The sequence below is a fragment of the Stenotrophomonas sp. STEN023 genome (assembly GCF_056760135.1).
Map to the genome: position 1 here is coordinate 1 of NZ_JBRREF010000103.1, position 16,179 is coordinate 16,179.

At 64.9% G+C, this 16,179-nt stretch carries 14 protein-coding genes; 5 read left to right on the forward strand and 9 right to left on the reverse strand.

Annotated elements, in window-relative coordinates:
* Positions 1-302: 302 nt before the first annotated feature.
* Together ACVOLV_RS19870 and ACVOLV_RS19875 are read right to left on the reverse strand one after the other, a co-directional pair.
* A complete protein-coding gene (locus tag ACVOLV_RS19870) occupies positions 303-2,099 on the reverse strand; it encodes a DUF885 domain-containing protein (protein ID WP_481555863.1) in 1,797 nt (598 codons plus the stop codon).
* A 253-nt stretch (positions 2,100-2,352) separates the two neighbouring features.
* The gene (locus ACVOLV_RS19875; protein WP_481555864.1) at positions 2,353-4,578 is read right to left on the reverse strand and encodes a S9 family peptidase; all 2,226 of its coding nucleotides are present in this window, start codon (positions 4,576-4,578) and stop codon (positions 2,353-2,355) included.
* Positions 4,579-4,680: 102 nt separating this feature from the next.
* Here ACVOLV_RS19875 and ACVOLV_RS19880 point away from each other — a divergent pair, with 102 nt between their 5' ends.
* The gene (locus ACVOLV_RS19880) at positions 4,681-5,994 is read left to right on the forward strand and encodes a WD40 repeat domain-containing protein (protein ID WP_481555865.1); all 1,314 of its coding nucleotides are present in this window, start codon (positions 4,681-4,683) and stop codon (positions 5,992-5,994) included.
* A gap of 60 nt (positions 5,995-6,054) precedes the next feature.
* Here ACVOLV_RS19880 and ACVOLV_RS19885 read toward each other — a convergent pair whose 3' ends face one another.
* Positions 6,055-6,744, reverse strand: coding sequence for a glutathione binding-like protein (locus ACVOLV_RS19885; protein WP_481555866.1), 690 nt, complete (start codon positions 6,742-6,744; stop codon positions 6,055-6,057).
* A 107-nt stretch (positions 6,745-6,851) separates the two neighbouring features.
* Between ACVOLV_RS19885 and ACVOLV_RS19890 the strand changes: the two genes are divergently transcribed.
* On the forward strand, positions 6,852-7,442 hold the full coding sequence (locus ACVOLV_RS19890) for a TIGR00645 family protein (protein ID WP_296246677.1): 591 nt from the start codon (positions 6,852-6,854) through the stop codon (positions 7,440-7,442).
* 196 nt (positions 7,443-7,638) lie between these two features.
* Complete coding sequence (locus ACVOLV_RS19895; RefSeq protein WP_481555867.1) at positions 7,639-8,637, forward strand: energy transducer TonB; 999 nt, start codon at positions 7,639-7,641, stop codon at positions 8,635-8,637.
* A 127-nt stretch (positions 8,638-8,764) separates the two neighbouring features.
* On the opposite strand, the gene ACVOLV_RS19900 is transcribed toward ACVOLV_RS19895, so the two are convergent.
* From ACVOLV_RS19900 to ACVOLV_RS19925, 6 genes are all read right to left on the reverse strand, one after another.
* Positions 8,765-9,958 carry an ABC transporter permease gene (locus ACVOLV_RS19900; protein ID WP_481555868.1) on the reverse strand — a complete coding sequence of 398 codons (1,194 nt, stop codon included), beginning with the start codon at positions 9,956-9,958 and terminating at the stop codon, positions 8,765-8,767.
* Positions 9,955-10,710 carry an ABC transporter ATP-binding protein gene (locus ACVOLV_RS19905; RefSeq protein WP_282271996.1) on the reverse strand — a complete coding sequence of 252 codons (756 nt, stop codon included), beginning with the start codon at positions 10,708-10,710 and terminating at the stop codon, positions 9,955-9,957. Before ACVOLV_RS19905 ends, ACVOLV_RS19900 begins: the two co-directional genes overlap by 4 nt.
* Positions 10,711-10,739: 29 nt before the next feature.
* Positions 10,740-12,269, reverse strand: coding sequence for an alpha/beta fold hydrolase (locus tag ACVOLV_RS19910; RefSeq protein ID WP_481555869.1), 1,530 nt, complete (start codon positions 12,267-12,269; stop codon positions 10,740-10,742).
* Between the two features lie 66 nt (positions 12,270-12,335).
* A complete protein-coding gene (locus ACVOLV_RS19915; RefSeq protein ID WP_303747954.1) occupies positions 12,336-12,533 on the reverse strand; it encodes a helix-turn-helix transcriptional regulator in 198 nt (65 codons plus the stop codon).
* 9 nt (positions 12,534-12,542) lie between these two features.
* On the reverse strand, positions 12,543-13,127 hold the full coding sequence (locus ACVOLV_RS19920) for a hypothetical protein (protein WP_481555870.1): 585 nt from the start codon (positions 13,125-13,127) through the stop codon (positions 12,543-12,545).
* Positions 13,128-13,476: 349 nt separating this feature from the next.
* A complete protein-coding gene (locus ACVOLV_RS19925; protein WP_481555871.1) occupies positions 13,477-14,226 on the reverse strand; it encodes a ferredoxin--NADP reductase in 750 nt (249 codons plus the stop codon).
* Between the two features lie 98 nt (positions 14,227-14,324).
* On the opposite strand from ACVOLV_RS19925, the gene ACVOLV_RS19930 reads away from it, so the two are divergent.
* Entirely contained in the window at positions 14,325-15,278 is a 954-nt protein-coding gene (locus ACVOLV_RS19930; RefSeq protein WP_481555872.1) for an ABC transporter ATP-binding protein, read from the forward strand.
* A complete protein-coding gene (locus ACVOLV_RS19935) occupies positions 15,275-16,069 on the forward strand; it encodes an ABC transporter permease (protein ID WP_282272006.1) in 795 nt (264 codons plus the stop codon). Before ACVOLV_RS19930 ends, ACVOLV_RS19935 begins: the two co-directional genes overlap by 4 nt.
* Positions 16,070-16,179: the final 110 nt, after the last annotated feature.

The following is a 16,179-nucleotide window of genomic DNA, read 5'->3' on the forward strand; positions in this document are numbered from 1 at the left end:
GCCGCTACATCATGAGATGACATAGACAGCAACGACTTCAGCACCATCAGCTTCGCGGCTTACGCCGCTCCCACAAAAATCAATCGCGAAGCGGCACGCAGCCACAGGCTTCTGCAAAGGACTGGAACAACCGCAGCCCATCATGGCTGGGATTATCCTGTGGGAGCGGCGTAAGCCGCGAAGCTGATGATGCTGAAGGCCTTGGCAGCTTTACTATCTGATGATTTGGCGGCTTCGCGGTTCACGCCGCTCCCACAAAAGCCAGTCCAATGAAAAAGGGCGCCTTGCGGCGCCCTTTGTGCTTACTTGCGGCGCTGTGCCGGCACGAAGACTTCGTTGACTGCAGCCGCCAGCTGATCCGGTGGCAGCAGGCCCTGGTCGAGCAGGAAGTTGTTGAATGCCAGGCGGTCGAACTTGTCGCCCAGGGCCAGCTCGGTCTGCATGCGCAGTTCCATGATGCGGGTGTAGCCGTAGAAGTAGCTGCAGGCCTGGCCCGGCGAACGCACGGTGTAGCGGTCCAGTTCCTGGGTGGTCATCGCTTCGGACAGACCGACGCCTTCCACCAGCACCTTGCGGGCGCGCTCGCGGTCGGTCTGGCCCAGGTTGAGCGCGGGATCGAGCATCGCGCGGGCGGCGCGCAGCAGGCGGAACTGCAGCGCGATCATCTGCCCGTCCAGCGGCTCGAACGGCACCATCTCGGCCTCGGCATACAGCGCCCAGCCTTCAACGTTGACGGAATTGAAGGCGAACATGGTGCGCGCCAGCGAGATGCCGCGCTCAACCATCGCCGCGAACTGCAGGTCGTGGCCGGGGCGGCCTTCGTGCGCACTCAACGTCCATGCTGCCGAGCCGAAGTTGAAGTCGTCGTACTGTGCCTTCTCGCCCGACGCCGGGTTGCCCAGCGGCAGCACGAAGGTGCCCTGCTGGCCGGTGTTGCCGACCAGCGGTGCCGGCAGGTAATGCGGTGCCGGCGAAGCAGCGCTTTCAGCTTCACTGCCCAGGCGCATCTGCAACGGCCGTTGCGGCACGTCGACGATGCCCTGCTTGTGGATGATCGGGTCGATCGCATCGATGACGCCACGGTAATGCGATTCCAGCTGGTCGTTGCTGATCTTGTCCTGCTTCAGCGCGCGGATCACCGCTACATAGTCGGTGTTGTCGGCGACCTTCAAACCCTTGGCCTGCACCACCAACGGTGCTAGCTGGCGCATCATCGCGCGGGTTTCCATGTACTCGAGCTGGGCGCGCTGCATCAGCAGGGCCGGATCGATGTCCACGCCCACTTCCTTGAGCTGGAAGGCATACAGCTCGGCCGGCAAGCGGTTGTCGGTGCGTGCCTTGGGCAGTACGTCCTTCTGCGTCCAGGCGATGTAATCCTTCATCTGCGTGGACAGCTCGGCCAGCGAGGCATCGGCGCCGTCGATTTTGTACTTGGCGAACAGCTTGCCGATGCCGGCGATGTAGGTGTCGACATTGGCCAGCGCCTGATCCACTTCAATCCTGGTCGGCTGCAGCAGATTGGGCGTGCCGCTCTTTTCCTCGTAGCGCTGGCGCGCCAGGGTGGCAAGCGGCTGCGTGCCCGGCGCCTTGCCGAGGTAGGCATTGAGGCGGTCCAGTGCCTTGAACCGGCGCGCTTCGGGCACCTGGTCGGAGAGCAGGCCGTTGATGCCGCCAAACACAGTCTGCGGCACATCCACCCACGGCATCAGGTGCTGTTCGTTGAGGGTGCTGCTTTCGATGTTGCGCTCGGCGGCACCGATCATGATCTCCAAATCCTGGCGCAGGTTGGGATCGCGCTCGACCTGCAGCTTCTCGCGCAGCTGATCGCGCGCCTTGTTCATCGCAGCGCGGTAACGGCCGGCATTGTCCGGGCGCAGATCGACGACCTTGTCGTCATAGCCCGGCACGCCGAAGAAGCTGGTCATTTCGGGCTGGAACGGTGCCTGCGCCTGCAGCAGGATCTGGGCCAGCTCATTGCTGCGCGCAACCCAGGCCGGGGCGGCGGGCGTGGTCTTGGTCGTGGCGGGTGCGGCGGCGCTTGCGGTGAGCGGCAGCGGCGCGGCCAGAGCGAGCGCGACGGCGAGGACAAGAGGCTTCATGGACAGCTCCGTAAGGGATGGGCTGACCGTACGCAGTCGCTGCCGGTGCGGCAAGGGTAGGAAGTGGGGGTGTTGGGGGATTGCTGGTGCAAAAGCTGACCCCTCCCCAACCCTCCCCTTGGCCTTTGGCCAAAGGGAGGGGGCAGAGCGTTGCTCCCTCCCTTTCGCGCAGCGAAGGGGAGGGTTGGGGAGGGGTGCTTTTTGCTTCAAGCCTGCAAGCCCCCTCACCCACACATCAAAACAGCAAAATGCCTCAGGGCTTCAAACAACGCCCAAGGAAGTTCTCAGCCACCCGGTAACGGTGCAACGCATCCGCGCCCGACAACCCATGCTTGGCACCCGGATAGGTCATCAGCTCGAACGGCTGGCCACGCTTCTGCAGCGCGCTCATCAGGCTGGTCGAGTTGGAGAACAACACGTTGTCATCGGCCATGCCGTGGATCAGCAGCAGCGGCGAGGTCAGCCCGGCGATGTGGGTCAGCACCCGCGCTTCGCGGTAGCCGTCGACATTGGCCGCCGGCAGGTTCATGTAGCGCTCGGTGTAATGGGTGTCGTACAGGCCCCAATCGGTGACCGGCGCGCCGGCCACGCCACAGGCGTACTGGTCCGAGGCCTTGGCCAGCAGCATCAAGGTCATGTAACCGCCGTTGGACCAGCCCTGCACGCCAATGCGGCTGCCATCCACCCATGGCTGCGACTTCAGCCATTCCACGCCCTTGAGCTGGTCAGCCACTTCGACCGTGCCCTGCACGCCGTACAGCGCGCCGCCGAAGTCACGGCCACGACGCGGCGTGCCACGGTTGTCCAGCGAGAACACCACATAGCCGCGCTGGGCCAGGTACTGGTTGAACAGGTGATCGCCACGACCCGGCCAGCTGTCGGTCACGGTCTGCGAGGCCGGGCCGCCGTACACGTAGACGGCAACCGGGTATTTCTTCGCCGGGTCGAAGCCTTGCGGCTTGATCACGCTGTAATTCAGCGGCGTCTTGCCATCGGCAGCGGTCAGCGTGCCGTATTCGACCGGGCGCTGTGCGTCGCGGTACCTGGCATACGGGTGCTTGGCGTCGGCCAGGTTGTTATCCAGCAGGGTGGCGATCTTTTCGCCATTGGCGCGGAACAACTCGATCTGCGGCGGCGTGGTGTGGTTGGACCAGCTGTCCACATAGACGCTGGCGTTCTTGGCGAACGCGGCACTGTGCATACCGGCGGTCTTCGACAGCTTGGTCGGCGTGCCACCGGCCAGCGGCACCGAATAGATTTCACTGCGCAGCGCGGAGTCGACACCGGCACGGAAGTAGACGGTGCCCGCTTCTTCATCGACGGCCAGCAGTTCGTCCACCGGCCAGTTGCCCGAGGTCAACGCGGTCTGGCTGCGGCCATCGGCGCTGGACACATACAGGTGCTGGAAGCCGCTGCGCTCGGACGACCACAGGAAGCGGCCATCCTTGAGGAACTTCAGGCTGTTGTGCAGCGGCACCCAGGTCTTGCTGGTCTCGGTGACCAGCACCTGCTGCTTGCCGTCGCCCAAGTTGGCTTCGATCAGCTCCAGCGTGTGTTGGTCGCGGCTCTGGCGCTGGAAGGTCAGGTGCTGGGCATCGCGCCAGTTGACGCGGGTCAGGTAGATATCTTTCTGCTTGCCAAGGTCCACCCAGTTGACCGCCGCATCAGCGCGCGGGGCGATCACGCCCAGGGTGACCAATACGTTCGGATCACCAGCTGCCGGGTAACGCTGCTCGATCATCTCCACGCGGTCGGCATACATCTCATAGCGCTTCTGCACCGGCACCGGTGATTCGTCGATGCGGGCGAAGGCAATGGCCGAGTCGTCCGGCGCCCACCAGTAACCGGTGTGGCGGTCCATTTCCTCGTCGGCGACGAACTCGGCCACACCGTTGCCGATGGTGGCGCTGCCGTCGCGGGTCAGCTGCAGCTGCTTGCCACTGGCCAGGTCGATCACCCACAGGTTGCGCTCGCGCACGAAGCTGACGAAGCCGCCCTTGGGCGAGAGCTTGGCATCGGTGCTGAAGCCTTCACCGTTGGTGAGCTTGCGCACCGCAGCGCTGCCCTGCTTGCCCAGGTCGTAGAGATAGAGCTCACCGCCGAGCGGGAACAGCAGGGTCCTGGCATCCGGCGACCACTGGTAGTCGACGATGCCGCTGAAGGCGGCGATGCGCTGGCGCTCGCGGCGTGCCTTTTCGGCATCGCTCAGGGTTTCAGTGCCGGGCAGCACCACTTTGGAATCCACCAGCAGCCGGGTCTGGCCGCTGGCGATGTCGTATTCCCACAGGTCCAGCTGCTTGACGTCGCTGTCCTTGCCACGCAGGAAGGTGACCCGCGAACCATCCGGAGCCACCTTGGGCTTCATCAACGTGGGGCCGGACAGCGGCGCATTGCCGGTGATGGCTTCGAGGGTGAGCTTCTCGGCGTGGACGGCGGGAGTGGCGAGGATCATGGCAAGGGCTAGAAACAAGGGACGCATGGGATTCCTGTCAGGGACAGCACGGATCGGGCCATCCTAGCGAACCACGGCCTGCTGTGCTTCCATCGAAAGTCCTGCTTCGACGATCCCGTTCGCACCCACATGACCGATTCCGCTCCACACCTGCGCTGGCAGGCCGCCGTCCATGCCTACGCCAGCCATCTCAACGACTACGTCGCCCGCGGTGATGCCTGCAATTGGAAGAACATGGGCCAGCCGCAGGATCCACCCGATCTGTCGGCGCTGTTGCCGACCCTGATGGAAGCGTTGCGCGCAGCCAATGCCAACGGCGACGAAGCGGCACTGGCGCAGCTGCGCGGGCAATGGCCGCCGCTGCATGAGGCCACCCAGCCGCTGCTGGAGGCCAATGGCCAGGGCTTCAGCGCGCTGGCCTGGCTGCGCGACGGCAGCCTGCTGGTGCGCACCGGTGCCTGGTACGAGCCGGGCCAGGTGCTGATGGTATGCGGGCTGGAAACCCGTCCGCTGCCCGACGTGGTGATGTTCGGCAGCAGCCCGGACCGGCAGCTGGTGGCACTGGCCACGGACGGGCACATCCGCATCATGCGCAACGAACGGACCGAGTCCGTCGCCGAGTTTGCGCTGCCACGTGGCGACGAGGCCTTGCCGGCAAACCTGGCCGCCTTGGCCGAAGCCGAAGACGAGGCCGCGATCCAGCAGCTGATCCCCTTCAACGACGGCCAGCGCGCGGTGGTGGTGCGCGCCGATGGAGTGTTCCTGTGCAGCGCAGGCAGCATCCAGCGGCTGTTGCCGACCGCCGACGAGCTGCAGGAACAGGCTGCCGACGAGGACCCATATGCAGTGCGGCTGGACATGGTCCATGCTGCGGTCTCGCCCGATGGCCAGTGGATTGCCTGCGGCCAGCAGGACGGCCACCACCGGATCTTCGATGGCCACGGCCAGGCGGTATGCACGATTGGTCCGCACGGCGAGTACCCGCACCACGCGGCGTTCTTCGCCGATGGCCAGCATGTCGCGCTGAACGCCTGCCACTTCTACAACGGCGCCACCATCGCGGTGGAAACCGCCGCCTTTGGCCAGATCAACACCGACTTCTACGAAGACCACCCTGCGCTGCAGGTAGTGGACCCGGGCGGGCGCATCTACGCCAGCGCAGCCGTGGCCGGCGGGCTGGTGCTGGGCGACGCCTATGGTTACCTGCGCGCGGTGGATGCAGCCGGCACGCTGCTGTGGAAGCAGCACGTCGGCAGCACCATCAGTGCGATGGCCAGTTCCGCCGATGGCCGCCTGCTGGCGGTAGGCAGCCATTCGGGCACGGTGCACCTGCTCGACCTGACATCGACCGCCGCCACTCCGGAACAGGTCGGCGTGGGCGCGCACCCGGAGATCCGTCGCTGGCTGTTCTGGAAGCAGGAAGCCGCGCCGCTGGCGTGGTGATTCCCCTGCCGCGCAGCGCGCCGCCGGCATGGCGGCCGCTGCCCGATCCCCTGCTACGTTTCAGCGCTGCCCGAACAGCAGACGCTTTTCCTCGTCGCTGAGCGGCTGTCCGGCCTGCGGGTTGACCGTCGGCCCGACCGCGTAGGCGCGCTGGGTGGCCGGACGCTCGGCGATGGCCTGGTGCCAGCGGCGCAGGTGCGGGAAGGCCTCGAAGTCCACCGGCAGCTTGGCGTAGGCACCAATCCACGGATAGCTGGCCATGTCGGCGATGCCGTACTCGTTGCCGCCCAGGTAGGCCGACTCGGACAGGCGCTTGTCCATCACCCGGTGCAGGCGCCGTACCTCGCTGTCATAGCGTTCGATCGCGTAGGGGATGCGCTCGGGCGCGTAGACGTTGAAGTGGCCCATCTGCCCACTCATCGGGCCCAGCCCGCCCATCTGCCAGAACAGCCATTCCAGCGTGGCGGCACGGCCGCGCAGGTCGGCGGGGATGAAGCGGCCGGTCTTCTCGGCCAGGTACAGCAGGATGGCGCCGGACTCGAACACGCTCAGCGGCGCGCCGCCGTCGGCCGGGGCATGGTCGACGATGGCCGGCATCTTGTTGTTCGGCGAAATGGCGAGGAATTCCGGCAGGAACTGGTCGCCCTTGCCGATGTTGACCGGGTGCACGCGGTAGTCCAGCCCGGCCTCTTCCAGGAACAAGGTGATCTTGTGGCCATTCGGGGTAGGCCAGTAATAAAGGTCGATCATGAATACGCCTCGGCGGAACCATCCTCAGGGGCTCCTACGGTAGCCGCTTGGCAGCCTTCCGGGCGACCGGTAACCTCCCCCGTTTCCGCAACGCACCATCCTTCCCAATGTCCGAACACAAACCGCTGAGTCCGCTCTCGTCCCTGATCTTCGCCTCGCGCTGGCTGCAGCTGCCGCTGTACCTGGGCCTGATCGTCGCGCAATGCGTCTACGTGTTCCTGTTCGGCAAGGAGCTGTGGCACCTGATCTCCCACGCCAGCACCTGGAGCGAGCAGCAGATCATGCTGATCGTGCTGGGCCTGATCGACGTGGTGATGATCTCCAACCTGCTGGTGATGGTGATCGTCGGCGGCTACGAAACCTTCGTCTCGCGCCTGCGCCTGCAGGGCCATCCGGACCAGCCGGAATGGCTGAGCCACGTCAACGCCTCGGTGCTGAAGGTGAAACTGGCGATGGCGATCATCGGCATCTCCTCCATCCACCTGCTCAAGACCTTCATCGAGGCCAGCCAGGTCGGCCTGCCGCTGTGCACCAAGGACCTGATCGCCTCCGGTGACCTGTGCACCAAGTTCACCAGCGACGGCGTGATGTGGCAGACCATCATCCACTGCGTGTTCATCCTGTCGGCCATTGGTATCGCCTGGACCGACAAGCTGATGTCCAACGGCCACGCCAAGCCGGCGGCCAACGCGCACTGAGCAAGACCAATGACGGGCGTCACACCATGTGACGCCCGTCACTCTTTCATTTCAGCGTCACCATTGGCCGCCGCTTACCGCGCCGGCGATGCTAGATTCGCGCTTCACTGCTGACAGGTACGGCATCGGGAAATGCCATCGCCTCACGCCGCCAAGGCCAACGCAGTCCACGTTCGTCGATTCAAGGGGATGTTTGATGTCGTACGTCATGAATAAAGGCAAGCTGCGCCTGCTCGTACCCGCTGTTCTGTTGACCACCCTGGTTGCCTGTTCCGGCAAGGAAGAACCCGCCGCACCGGCAGCTGCAGCGGCCACACCCGCAGCCGCTGCACCCGCCGCACCGGCGGTAGCGGAGAAGGTCCAGGCCATGGACACCCAGCAGCTGCGCGATCTGGCCAGCGCCGCCCTGCGCGAGAACCGCATGTATGCGCCGGCCGGCGACAACGCCATGGAGTACTACCTCGCCCTGCGCGACAAGCTGCCCGACGACGCCTCGATCAAGAGCGCACTGACCGACCTGCAGCCCTACACCCTGATCGCCGCCGAGCAGGCCTTGAGCCGCGAAGACTTCACTGAAACCCAGCGCCTGATTGCACTGGTCGAGAAGGTGGACCCCACCGCTCCAGCACTGCCGCGCCTGAAGCAGGGCGTCACCGGCAGCATGCAGGTGGCCGAACGCCGCACCGTGGAAGAAGCCGACAAGGCCAAGAAGGACGCTGAAACCCGCGCCAAACAGCAGGTCGAACAGCAGCGCCTGGCCCAGCAACAAGCCGTTGAAGCCACAGCCGCGCAGCAGCTGGCGGCCAAGCAGGAAGCCGCACGCAAGGACAGCGAACGCCAGGAAGCCGAGCGTCAGGCCGCCGCCCGCCGCGAAGCCGAACAGCGCAGCGCTGCCCAGGCCGCCGCCCAGCAGGCTGCTGCGCCCAAGCCGGCCGCCGCGCCGACCCTGCGCGCAGTCAGCACCCCGGCCCCGCGTTACCCGGCCGACGCACTGCGCTCGGGCACCTCCGGCGAAGTGCTGGTGGAGCTGAGCATCGGCACCGACGGCTCGGTCACCGACGCCCGCGTATTGCGCGCCACCCCGGCACGCACCTTCGACCGCGAAGCCTTGAATGCAGTGAAGCGCTGGAAGTTCGAGCCGATCAGCAGCCCGACCACCACGCGTCGTACGCTGGCGTTCGCGCCGAACAAGTAAGCGTTTTTTGCTTTCGAAAAAGGCCCGGAGCAATCCGGGCCTTTGTTGTTTTGGTAGTGCCGAGCCGTGCTCGGCAGACGCCTTACCGGTAGAGCCCTTGCCGAGCATGGCTCGGCACTACAGAAGCTCAGCCCGAGATCGCCAGGCGCTCCTGACGGTAACGCCACACGGCCACCGCCCACAGCAGCACTGCCAGCAACACCGAGGCGCCCAGATATACCGCCCATTGCGTGGCCGATGGCATCTCGCCGCGCGTCACTTTCACCAGCATCTGGTTCTGCGACAGAAACGGCACCGCGTACTGCCACAGCTGGGTGTCCTTCAGCGGGTAGGCCATCAAGGCATAACCCGGCAGCATCGGCAGCAGCATCAGCCAGACCATGTGGCTCTGTGCTTCCTTCATGCTCTTGGAGCTGGCCGACAGACAGGTCAGCAGCGCGGTGCCGATCAGCACCAGCGGCAGCAGGATCACCAGCAGCTTGCCCATCGCCGCGAAGCTCACGTCCAGCGAGCGCGCCGCGCCACCACCAATGCTGGCGCTGACCTTGAACGAGACCAGGATCAGCAGCATCGACGCCAGACCCAGCACCACTGCCGCCAGCATCTTGCCGCTGACCAGCGCACCGCGTGCTGCCGGCGTGGCCAGCAAGGGCTCCAGCGACTGCCGCTCACGCTCGCCAGCGGTTGTGTCCATGGCCAGATGCGAGCCGCCGATGAAGGCGAACAGCATCAGCACCAGCGGTAACACCACCGACAGGAAGATGCCGCGTTTGGCCTCGGCCGTTGCCAGATCACGTGTGCCTACATTGACCGGCGCAGCAACCGCAGGGTTCACGCCACGTGCCAGCAAGCGCAGGGCGCCCACCGATTGCCCGTAGGCAGTCAGCACATTGCGTACGCGGGCGATCTGCACATCGCCAGTACGGCGCGTGGTATCAGCGACGATCTCCACCTTGGCCGGCTTGCCGGCCTGCCAGTCGGCGGCGAAGTTCTCGTCGATCACCAAGGCCAGATCTTCGCGCTGGCTGCGGATCAGTGCTTCGTAGTCAGCCGGTGCTTCGGTGGCATTGATGCCGCGACTGGCCAGGAAGGCGACCAGGTTCGGGGCACGGGCGATGCCCACCACCGGGATGCTCAAGTCCTTTTCCAACTGCGTCTCGGCACGCAGATTGGTGAGCTTGTTCATGCCCAGGAACAGCAGCGGGTACAGCAGCGGCGCGGTCAGCAAGGTAAGCAGGAAGGTGCGGCGGTCGCGGGCGAAGTCGCGCAGCTCCTTGCGCATCACCGTGAAGATGGCGCGGAAATATCCAGTCTGGCTCATGCGTGCAGGCCCTCCTCGCTGCCGATCAGTTTCACGAACGCGTCTTCCAGGTTGCTCTCGTGGGCCTGCTCGCGCAGCTCATCCGGCGTGCCCTGGGCAACCACCCTGCCCTGCGCGACGATCACGATGCGGTCACACAGCGCCGCGACCTCCTGCATGATGTGGCTGGAGAAGATCACGCAGCGGCCTTCCTCGCGCAGTTCCTTGAGGAAGCCACGCAGGCCACGGGTGGTCATCACGTCCAGGCCATTGGTCGGTTCATCGAGGATCACGTTGCGCGGGTCGTGGATCAGCGCGCGGGCAATCGCGGTCTTGGTGCGCTGGCCCTGGCTGAAACCTTCGGTCGCGCGGTCGAGGAAGTCCTCCATCTGCAGCGCCTTGGCCAGACGCGCGGTGCGCTCGACGATGGCGGCCGAACTCATGCCATGCAGTTCACCGAAGTAATCGATGTTCTCGCGGGCGGTCAGGCGCTTGTACACACCGCGCGCATCCGGCAACACGCCGAGGCTGCGGCGCACTGCATTGGGGTCCACCGCGGCATCGATGCCATCGACCAGCACGCGGCCGCTTTCCGGCGTCATCAGCGTGTACAGCATGCGCAGCGTGGTGGTCTTGCCGGCGCCATTGGGGCCGAGCAGACCGGTGATCTGGCCGTCGTGGGCGGTGAAGCCGACGTCATCCACTGCAATCACCGGCGTCTTGTCCTTGCCCCTGCCGGGGAAGGTCTTGCGGAGTCGTTCTGCAACGATCATGGAAGCTAATCCTCAGTGATGCGGTGATGTCACGGTTCCCAGCCATTGAAGCTGGTGAACGGCGGCACGTAGTTGAGTTTTTCCAGGCAGGCACCGTCTAGCGCCTTCGGGTCGGTCTTTTCGATGAACTGCGCGAACAGCTTGGGCATGCAGCCAGCGCCGATGACGTTGTGGCCCTGGCCACGCAGCACGAACAGACGCGCGTTATCCAGATGCTTGACCACTTCTTCGCCATAGCGCGGCGGCGTCACCGGATCGAACTCGCCTTCCAGCACCAGCGTCGGCACCTTGCCGGCCAGCGGCTTGTGGAAGTCAGCCGGTGCCGTGCCCTTGGGCCAGGCGGCACACATCGCGGCCATGGCTTCGGCCATCTGGTTGCCGAGCACGGTCTTCTCGTCGCCACTGTTGGCGACCATGCTTTCCTTGTCTTCGCTGCACACCACCGACAACTGCATGCCCATCGCCATGGCGTCCTTCATCTCGCCCTGCAGCATCTGCGTCAGCGCCATCAGGTTGTCGTAGCGGCCGCCATTGGCTTCATGGATGAGTTTGGGCAGCAACGCGCCGGCCGCCGGCATGTAGGCGTACATGCGCACCAGCCCGGCAACGGTCTCGGCACGCAGCTCGCCTTGCTGCTGTTCGCCGGTGCTGGCGTCGCGGTACTGCACCGTCACCGGCTGCGCGCGCAGCTTGGCCAGCAGGGCGTCAAGCTCGGCACGTGGATCACCCAGGGTGTCCTTGCACGAGGCGGTCTTGGTGCATTGGGCGAACTGCAGCGCCAAGGCATCGTCCAGGTTGCGGGCGAAGATATTGCCCAGCTGCAGGCTGTTCGGCACCACCGAGTCGAGCACGATGCTGCGGGTGGCCTGCGGATGACGCATGGCGTACTGCTGGGCCACGCGGGTGCCATAGCTGACACCAACCAGATTGATCTGGGTCGCACCGATCGCCTGGCGCACCGCATCCAGATCCGCCACCGCTTCGGTGGTGGTGTAGAAGCGCAGGTCGGCCTTCTGCCCCAGCTGGGTGGCGCAGTTCTGTGCAGCTGTCTGCATCGACGCGGTCGTGAAATCGGCATCATCCGGCGTATCGCAGGCCAGCAGATTGGATTTGCCGGTGCCGCGCTGGTCGACCAGGATCACGTTGCGGTGCTTGCGCACCTCGGCAAATGCCGGGTCAACCTGCGGGAAGGTGGCAACCGCGGCCTGGCCGGGGCCACCGGCGAGGAAGAACACCGGATCCGGCTGCAGGTCGCTTTCCTTCTCCGGGGCAACCCAGGCGATGTTCAAGGCGATCTTGCGGCTCTGTGGATTCGCCCGGTCTTCAGGGACCTCCAGCGTGGTGCACTGCGCTTCCAGGCTGTCGCGGCTACCACTCGAGCTCAGGCTGCAGGGTTGGAAGTTCAAGCTGCCAAGCGTCTGCGGCTTGACCGCGCTGGCCGTTGCAACAGCAGCCCCGGCGGCGTCTGGTGCAGGCGCATCGGTTGATCGCACCAGGCGATAACCGACGATGCCGGCGATCACAGCCAAGGCGAGGATGGTTTGGGTCTTACGGGACATCATCGGAACAGCCCCTCACGGTTGAAGAAAAACGGGTCTACCTGCATCCAGACGCGGGCGCGGCAGCTATGTGACATCAGGAAAGAAAATTTCTTCGATCCGGCTTTCATACAAACGGGCGATGCGGAAGGCCAGCGGCAAGCTGGGATCGTATTTGCCGGTCTCCAGCGCATTGATGGTCTGCCGGGACACCTCCAGCTGCTCGGCCAACTCGCCTTGTGACCAGCCCTTGGCTTCACGCAGCTCGCGCAATCGGTTATCCATCGCCCCGGCTCAGTGGTAACGCCGCGCGACTACGGCCTTGGCCAACCCATACGACAGGCAGACCAAGGGAAACACCCACATCATCGCCACGCTGGACGGCACATCGATGACCTTGGCCGACTGCAGAAAGCCCCCTGTCAGGTATATCAGCGAAATAAACGCGGTAGCGAAACTCACTGCCTCCAGCTCGATGCGCTGCTGCAACTCATCGACATCGCGGATGTAGCGGATCATCGCCCGCAGCACCAGCATCATCGGCGGCACCGGCAGCAAGGCGATCAACGCGCGCAGCAGACCGTCTTCGACCCGCTGCAACAGCAGGATGGACAGCACCAGCAACACCACATAGCCGCCCATCGCCAGCATCACCTCGCGGGTATAGCGCTTGCGCAGCTTGGCCGGTGCGGCATCGCAGCCGGCGGGCATCAAGCGGCGCAGCAGTGCCGCCAGTGCCAGGCCAAGGGCAATGCCAAACAGGATGCCGATGACTTGCTGCGACACGCCCATCGGCTGCCACAGCAGCAGCGCGGATGCGACCAGGGTAAGTGCAGCGGCGGCAATCAGCATGCCGACCATCCACAGATTGCGGCTCATCGGCCGGCCCCTTGCGGCAGTGGCTGCGGGCCGCGAGTTACGACAGCACAGCGGCGGGCAACGAAGGCCGTTGCTGCGGAACAAACAAGAAACCTGCAATGACGCATGGCCAACCCCTGTAAAGCACGCTTTACACATCCTGCGGCCAGGACGGGCTGGGTGTCAAGCAAGCTTTACAGATGAACCCCCGCTCGGCGGCGGCCAGTTCCTCGGCCCGGCGCGGAAAGGCAGCGCCCATGACCAACAAAGGCGCGACCGGAAGGGTCGCGCCTGCATATGGACCAAGGTCAAACCAGCGGCCAGACCGGCCGGATCAACAACCTGGCGGCTGCGCGCCAGCCGCCAGCCATCACTTGCTGCTGACGTACTTCTCGCGGCGGATCTGCGGCATCGGCAGACCGGCTTCCTTCAGCGCTTCCACGCAGGTATCGACCATGTCCGGATTGCCGCACAGATAGGCGATATCGCGGGCCGGGTCCGGCGCGATCCCGGCCAATTGCTGCTGCACATAACCCTTGCGGACGTCGGCATGCGGGTTTTCCGGCAGTTCGCGCGACAGGCAGGGCAGGTAGCGGAAGCCCGGATTGGCCGCGGCGAAGGCGTAGAAGTCGTCGCTGTAGAGCAGTTCTTCCGGTGTACGCGCACCCTGCAGCAGCACCACTTCCACGCCGCGCTCGAGCATTGCCGTGCGCAGCTGCGGCAGCATCGAGCGGTACGGGGTGACGCCGGTGCCGGTGGCGATCAGCAGGTAGCGGCCATTGTGGTCCCCCGGCTGCAGGCAGAAGCGGCCAAACGGACCGCTGCCGCTGATGTGGTCGCCGGCCTTCAGGCCCTCGAACAGCGCCGTGGCGGCGCCGCCCGGCACGAAGCTGACCGCGATATCCACCGCTTCACCCGGGCCCATCGCATGGTCATGGATGGTGGCCAAGGAATAGCTGCGCTTGGTGGCGGTGCCGTCGGCGTAGTCGAAGTGGACCTGAATGAACTGGCCGGGCAGGAAATCCAGCGGTTGGCCGTCGTCACGGACGAACTGGTAGTGACCGACGCTGGGGGCCAGCATGCGGCTGCCGACCAGCTTGAGGGGGAATTGGATTGGCACAGGAGGGGAACAGTGTGTAACCGGGTATGGACCACGGGGCCTCCTATAATAGCGGTCTGCACTTATCCGACGCCTGTACCCGGCGCGAAGGCCACAGATTGGACTCCCGAACCCCTCCCGGCGCAGCCGCCCTGCGCATCACCGACCTGCGCAAGACCTATGACAACGGCGTCCAGGCCCTGAAAGGCGTGTCGCTGGAAGTCGCTCCCGGTGATTTCTTCGCCCTGCTCGGCCCCAACGGCGCCGGCAAGTCGACCCTGATCGGCATCGTTTCTTCACTGGTGAACCTGAGCGAAGGCCAGGTCCAGGTGTTCGGCAGCGACCTGGTGGCCAACCGCAGCGCGACCATGCGCCTGATCGGGCTGGTGCCGCAGGAAATCAACTTCAACCTGTTCGAAAAGCCCTTCGACATCCTGGTCAATTACGCCGGGTTTTACGGGATTCCGCGTGCCGAGGCTGAAGTCCGCGCCGAGGAAGAACTCAAGCGCGCGCATCTGTGGAACAAGGCGCAGATGATGAGCCGCACCCTGTCCGGCGGCATGAAGCGCCGGTTGATGATTGCCCGCGCGATGATGACCCGGCCGCGCCTGCTGATCCTCGACGAACCCACCGCCGGCGTGGACATCGAGATCCGCCGCGACATGTGGAAGACGCTGCAGGAAATCAACGCCGCTGGCACCACCATCATCCTCACCACGCATTACCTGGAAGAGGCCGAGCAGCTGTGCCGCAACCTGGCCATCATCAACCACGGCCAGATCGTCGAGCAGGGCCCGATGCGCGGCCTGCTGGCCAAGCTCGACGTGGAAGGCTTCCTGTTCGATATCGACGGTGAGCTGCCCGCGCAGCTGCCGCAGATCGAAGGCGCCACCCTGGTGGCCACCGACGCGCACACGCTGGACCTGGACATGCCGCGTGCGATGGACTTGAACCGAGTCTTCGACGCCCTGAATGCCGCCGGCATCCGCGTGCGTTCGATGCGTACCAAGAGCAACCGCCTGGAGGAGCTGTTCGTGCGCCTCACCGGCAACCTGGAGAACAGCGCAGCATGAGTACCCCCGTTCCCGTGACCGACAGCAGCCGCAACTGGGTGGCGCTGGGCACCATCGTTCGCCGCGAGGTCAACCGCATCCTGCGCATCTGGGGCCAGACCCTGGTGCCGCCGGCGATCACCATGACCCTGTATTTCCTGATCTTCGGCGGCCTGATCGGCTCCAAGATCGGGCAGATGGGCGGCTACAGCTACATGCAGTTCATCGTGCCGGGCCTGGTGATGATGAGCGTGATCCAGAACAGCTACGGCAACATCAGCTCCTCGTTCTTCGGTGCCAAGTTCGGCCGCCATGTCGAGGAACTGCTGGTCAGCCCGATGCCGAACTGGGTGATCCTGTGGGGCTATGTGGCCGGCGCCGTGCTGCGTGGCTTGATGGTTGGCGTGATCGTGCTGATCATCGCCATGTTCTTCACCCCGGTGCGCATCCCGCACCCGCTGGTGACGCTGACCACCGTGCTGCTGGGTGCAACCATCTTCTCGCTGGCTGGCTTCATCAATGCCGTCTACGCCAAGAAGTTCGATGACGTGGCGATCGTGCCGACCTTCATCCTGACCCCGCTGACCTACCTGGGCGGCGTGTTCTATTCGGTGACCCTGTTGCCGGGTTGGGCGCAGGCGATGACCCACGCCAATCCGATCTTCTACATGGTCAATGCATTCCGTTACGGCCTGCTTGGCAGCAGTGACGTGCCGTTGTGGGTGTCGTATGCCTTGATGCTGGGTTTTGTTGCCGCGCTTACCGCATTGGCCCTGTGGCTGCTGCGCCGGGGCGTAGGCCTGCGTAGCTGAAGGAAGGCGCCGAAAGGCGCCTTTTTTTGTTTTTGTAGGAGCGGCGTCAGCCGCGAAGCTGACACTGCTTCCGGCTGCAGAAATCATGGTTCGCAATATCCAGATTGCAG

What these genes read in the sequence shown, in the direction of transcription:
- ACVOLV_RS19915 (WP_303747954.1), bottom strand. Translation starts at nt 12,533, where the DNA reads ATGGATAACCGATTGCGCGAGCTGCGTGAAGCCAAGGGCTGGTCACAA.
- ACVOLV_RS19885 (WP_481555866.1), bottom strand. Translation starts at nt 6,744, where the DNA reads ATGATCGACCTTTATTACTGGCCTACCCCGAATGGCCACAAGATCACC.
- ACVOLV_RS19870 (WP_481555863.1), bottom strand. Translation starts at nt 2,099, where the DNA reads ATGAAGCCTCTTGTCCTCGCCGTCGCGCTCGCTCTGGCCGCGCCGCTG.
- ACVOLV_RS19875 (WP_481555864.1), bottom strand. Translation starts at nt 4,578, where the DNA reads ATGCGTCCCTTGTTTCTAGCCCTTGCCATGATCCTCGCCACTCCCGCC.
- ACVOLV_RS19935 (WP_282272006.1), top strand. Translation starts at nt 15,275, where the DNA reads ATGAGTACCCCCGTTCCCGTGACCGACAGCAGCCGCAACTGGGTGGCG.
- ACVOLV_RS19880 (WP_481555865.1), top strand. Translation starts at nt 4,681, where the DNA reads ATGACCGATTCCGCTCCACACCTGCGCTGGCAGGCCGCCGTCCATGCC.
- ACVOLV_RS19920 (WP_481555870.1), bottom strand. Translation starts at nt 13,127, where the DNA reads ATGAGCCGCAATCTGTGGATGGTCGGCATGCTGATTGCCGCCGCTGCA.
- ACVOLV_RS19895 (WP_481555867.1), top strand. Translation starts at nt 7,639, where the DNA reads ATGTCGTACGTCATGAATAAAGGCAAGCTGCGCCTGCTCGTACCCGCT.
- ACVOLV_RS19890 (WP_296246677.1), top strand. Translation starts at nt 6,852, where the DNA reads ATGTCCGAACACAAACCGCTGAGTCCGCTCTCGTCCCTGATCTTCGCC.
- ACVOLV_RS19905 (WP_282271996.1), bottom strand. Translation starts at nt 10,710, where the DNA reads ATGATCGTTGCAGAACGACTCCGCAAGACCTTCCCCGGCAGGGGCAAG.
- ACVOLV_RS19900 (WP_481555868.1), bottom strand. Translation starts at nt 9,958, where the DNA reads ATGAGCCAGACTGGATATTTCCGCGCCATCTTCACGGTGATGCGCAAG.
- ACVOLV_RS19910 (WP_481555869.1), bottom strand. Translation starts at nt 12,269, where the DNA reads ATGTCCCGTAAGACCCAAACCATCCTCGCCTTGGCTGTGATCGCCGGC.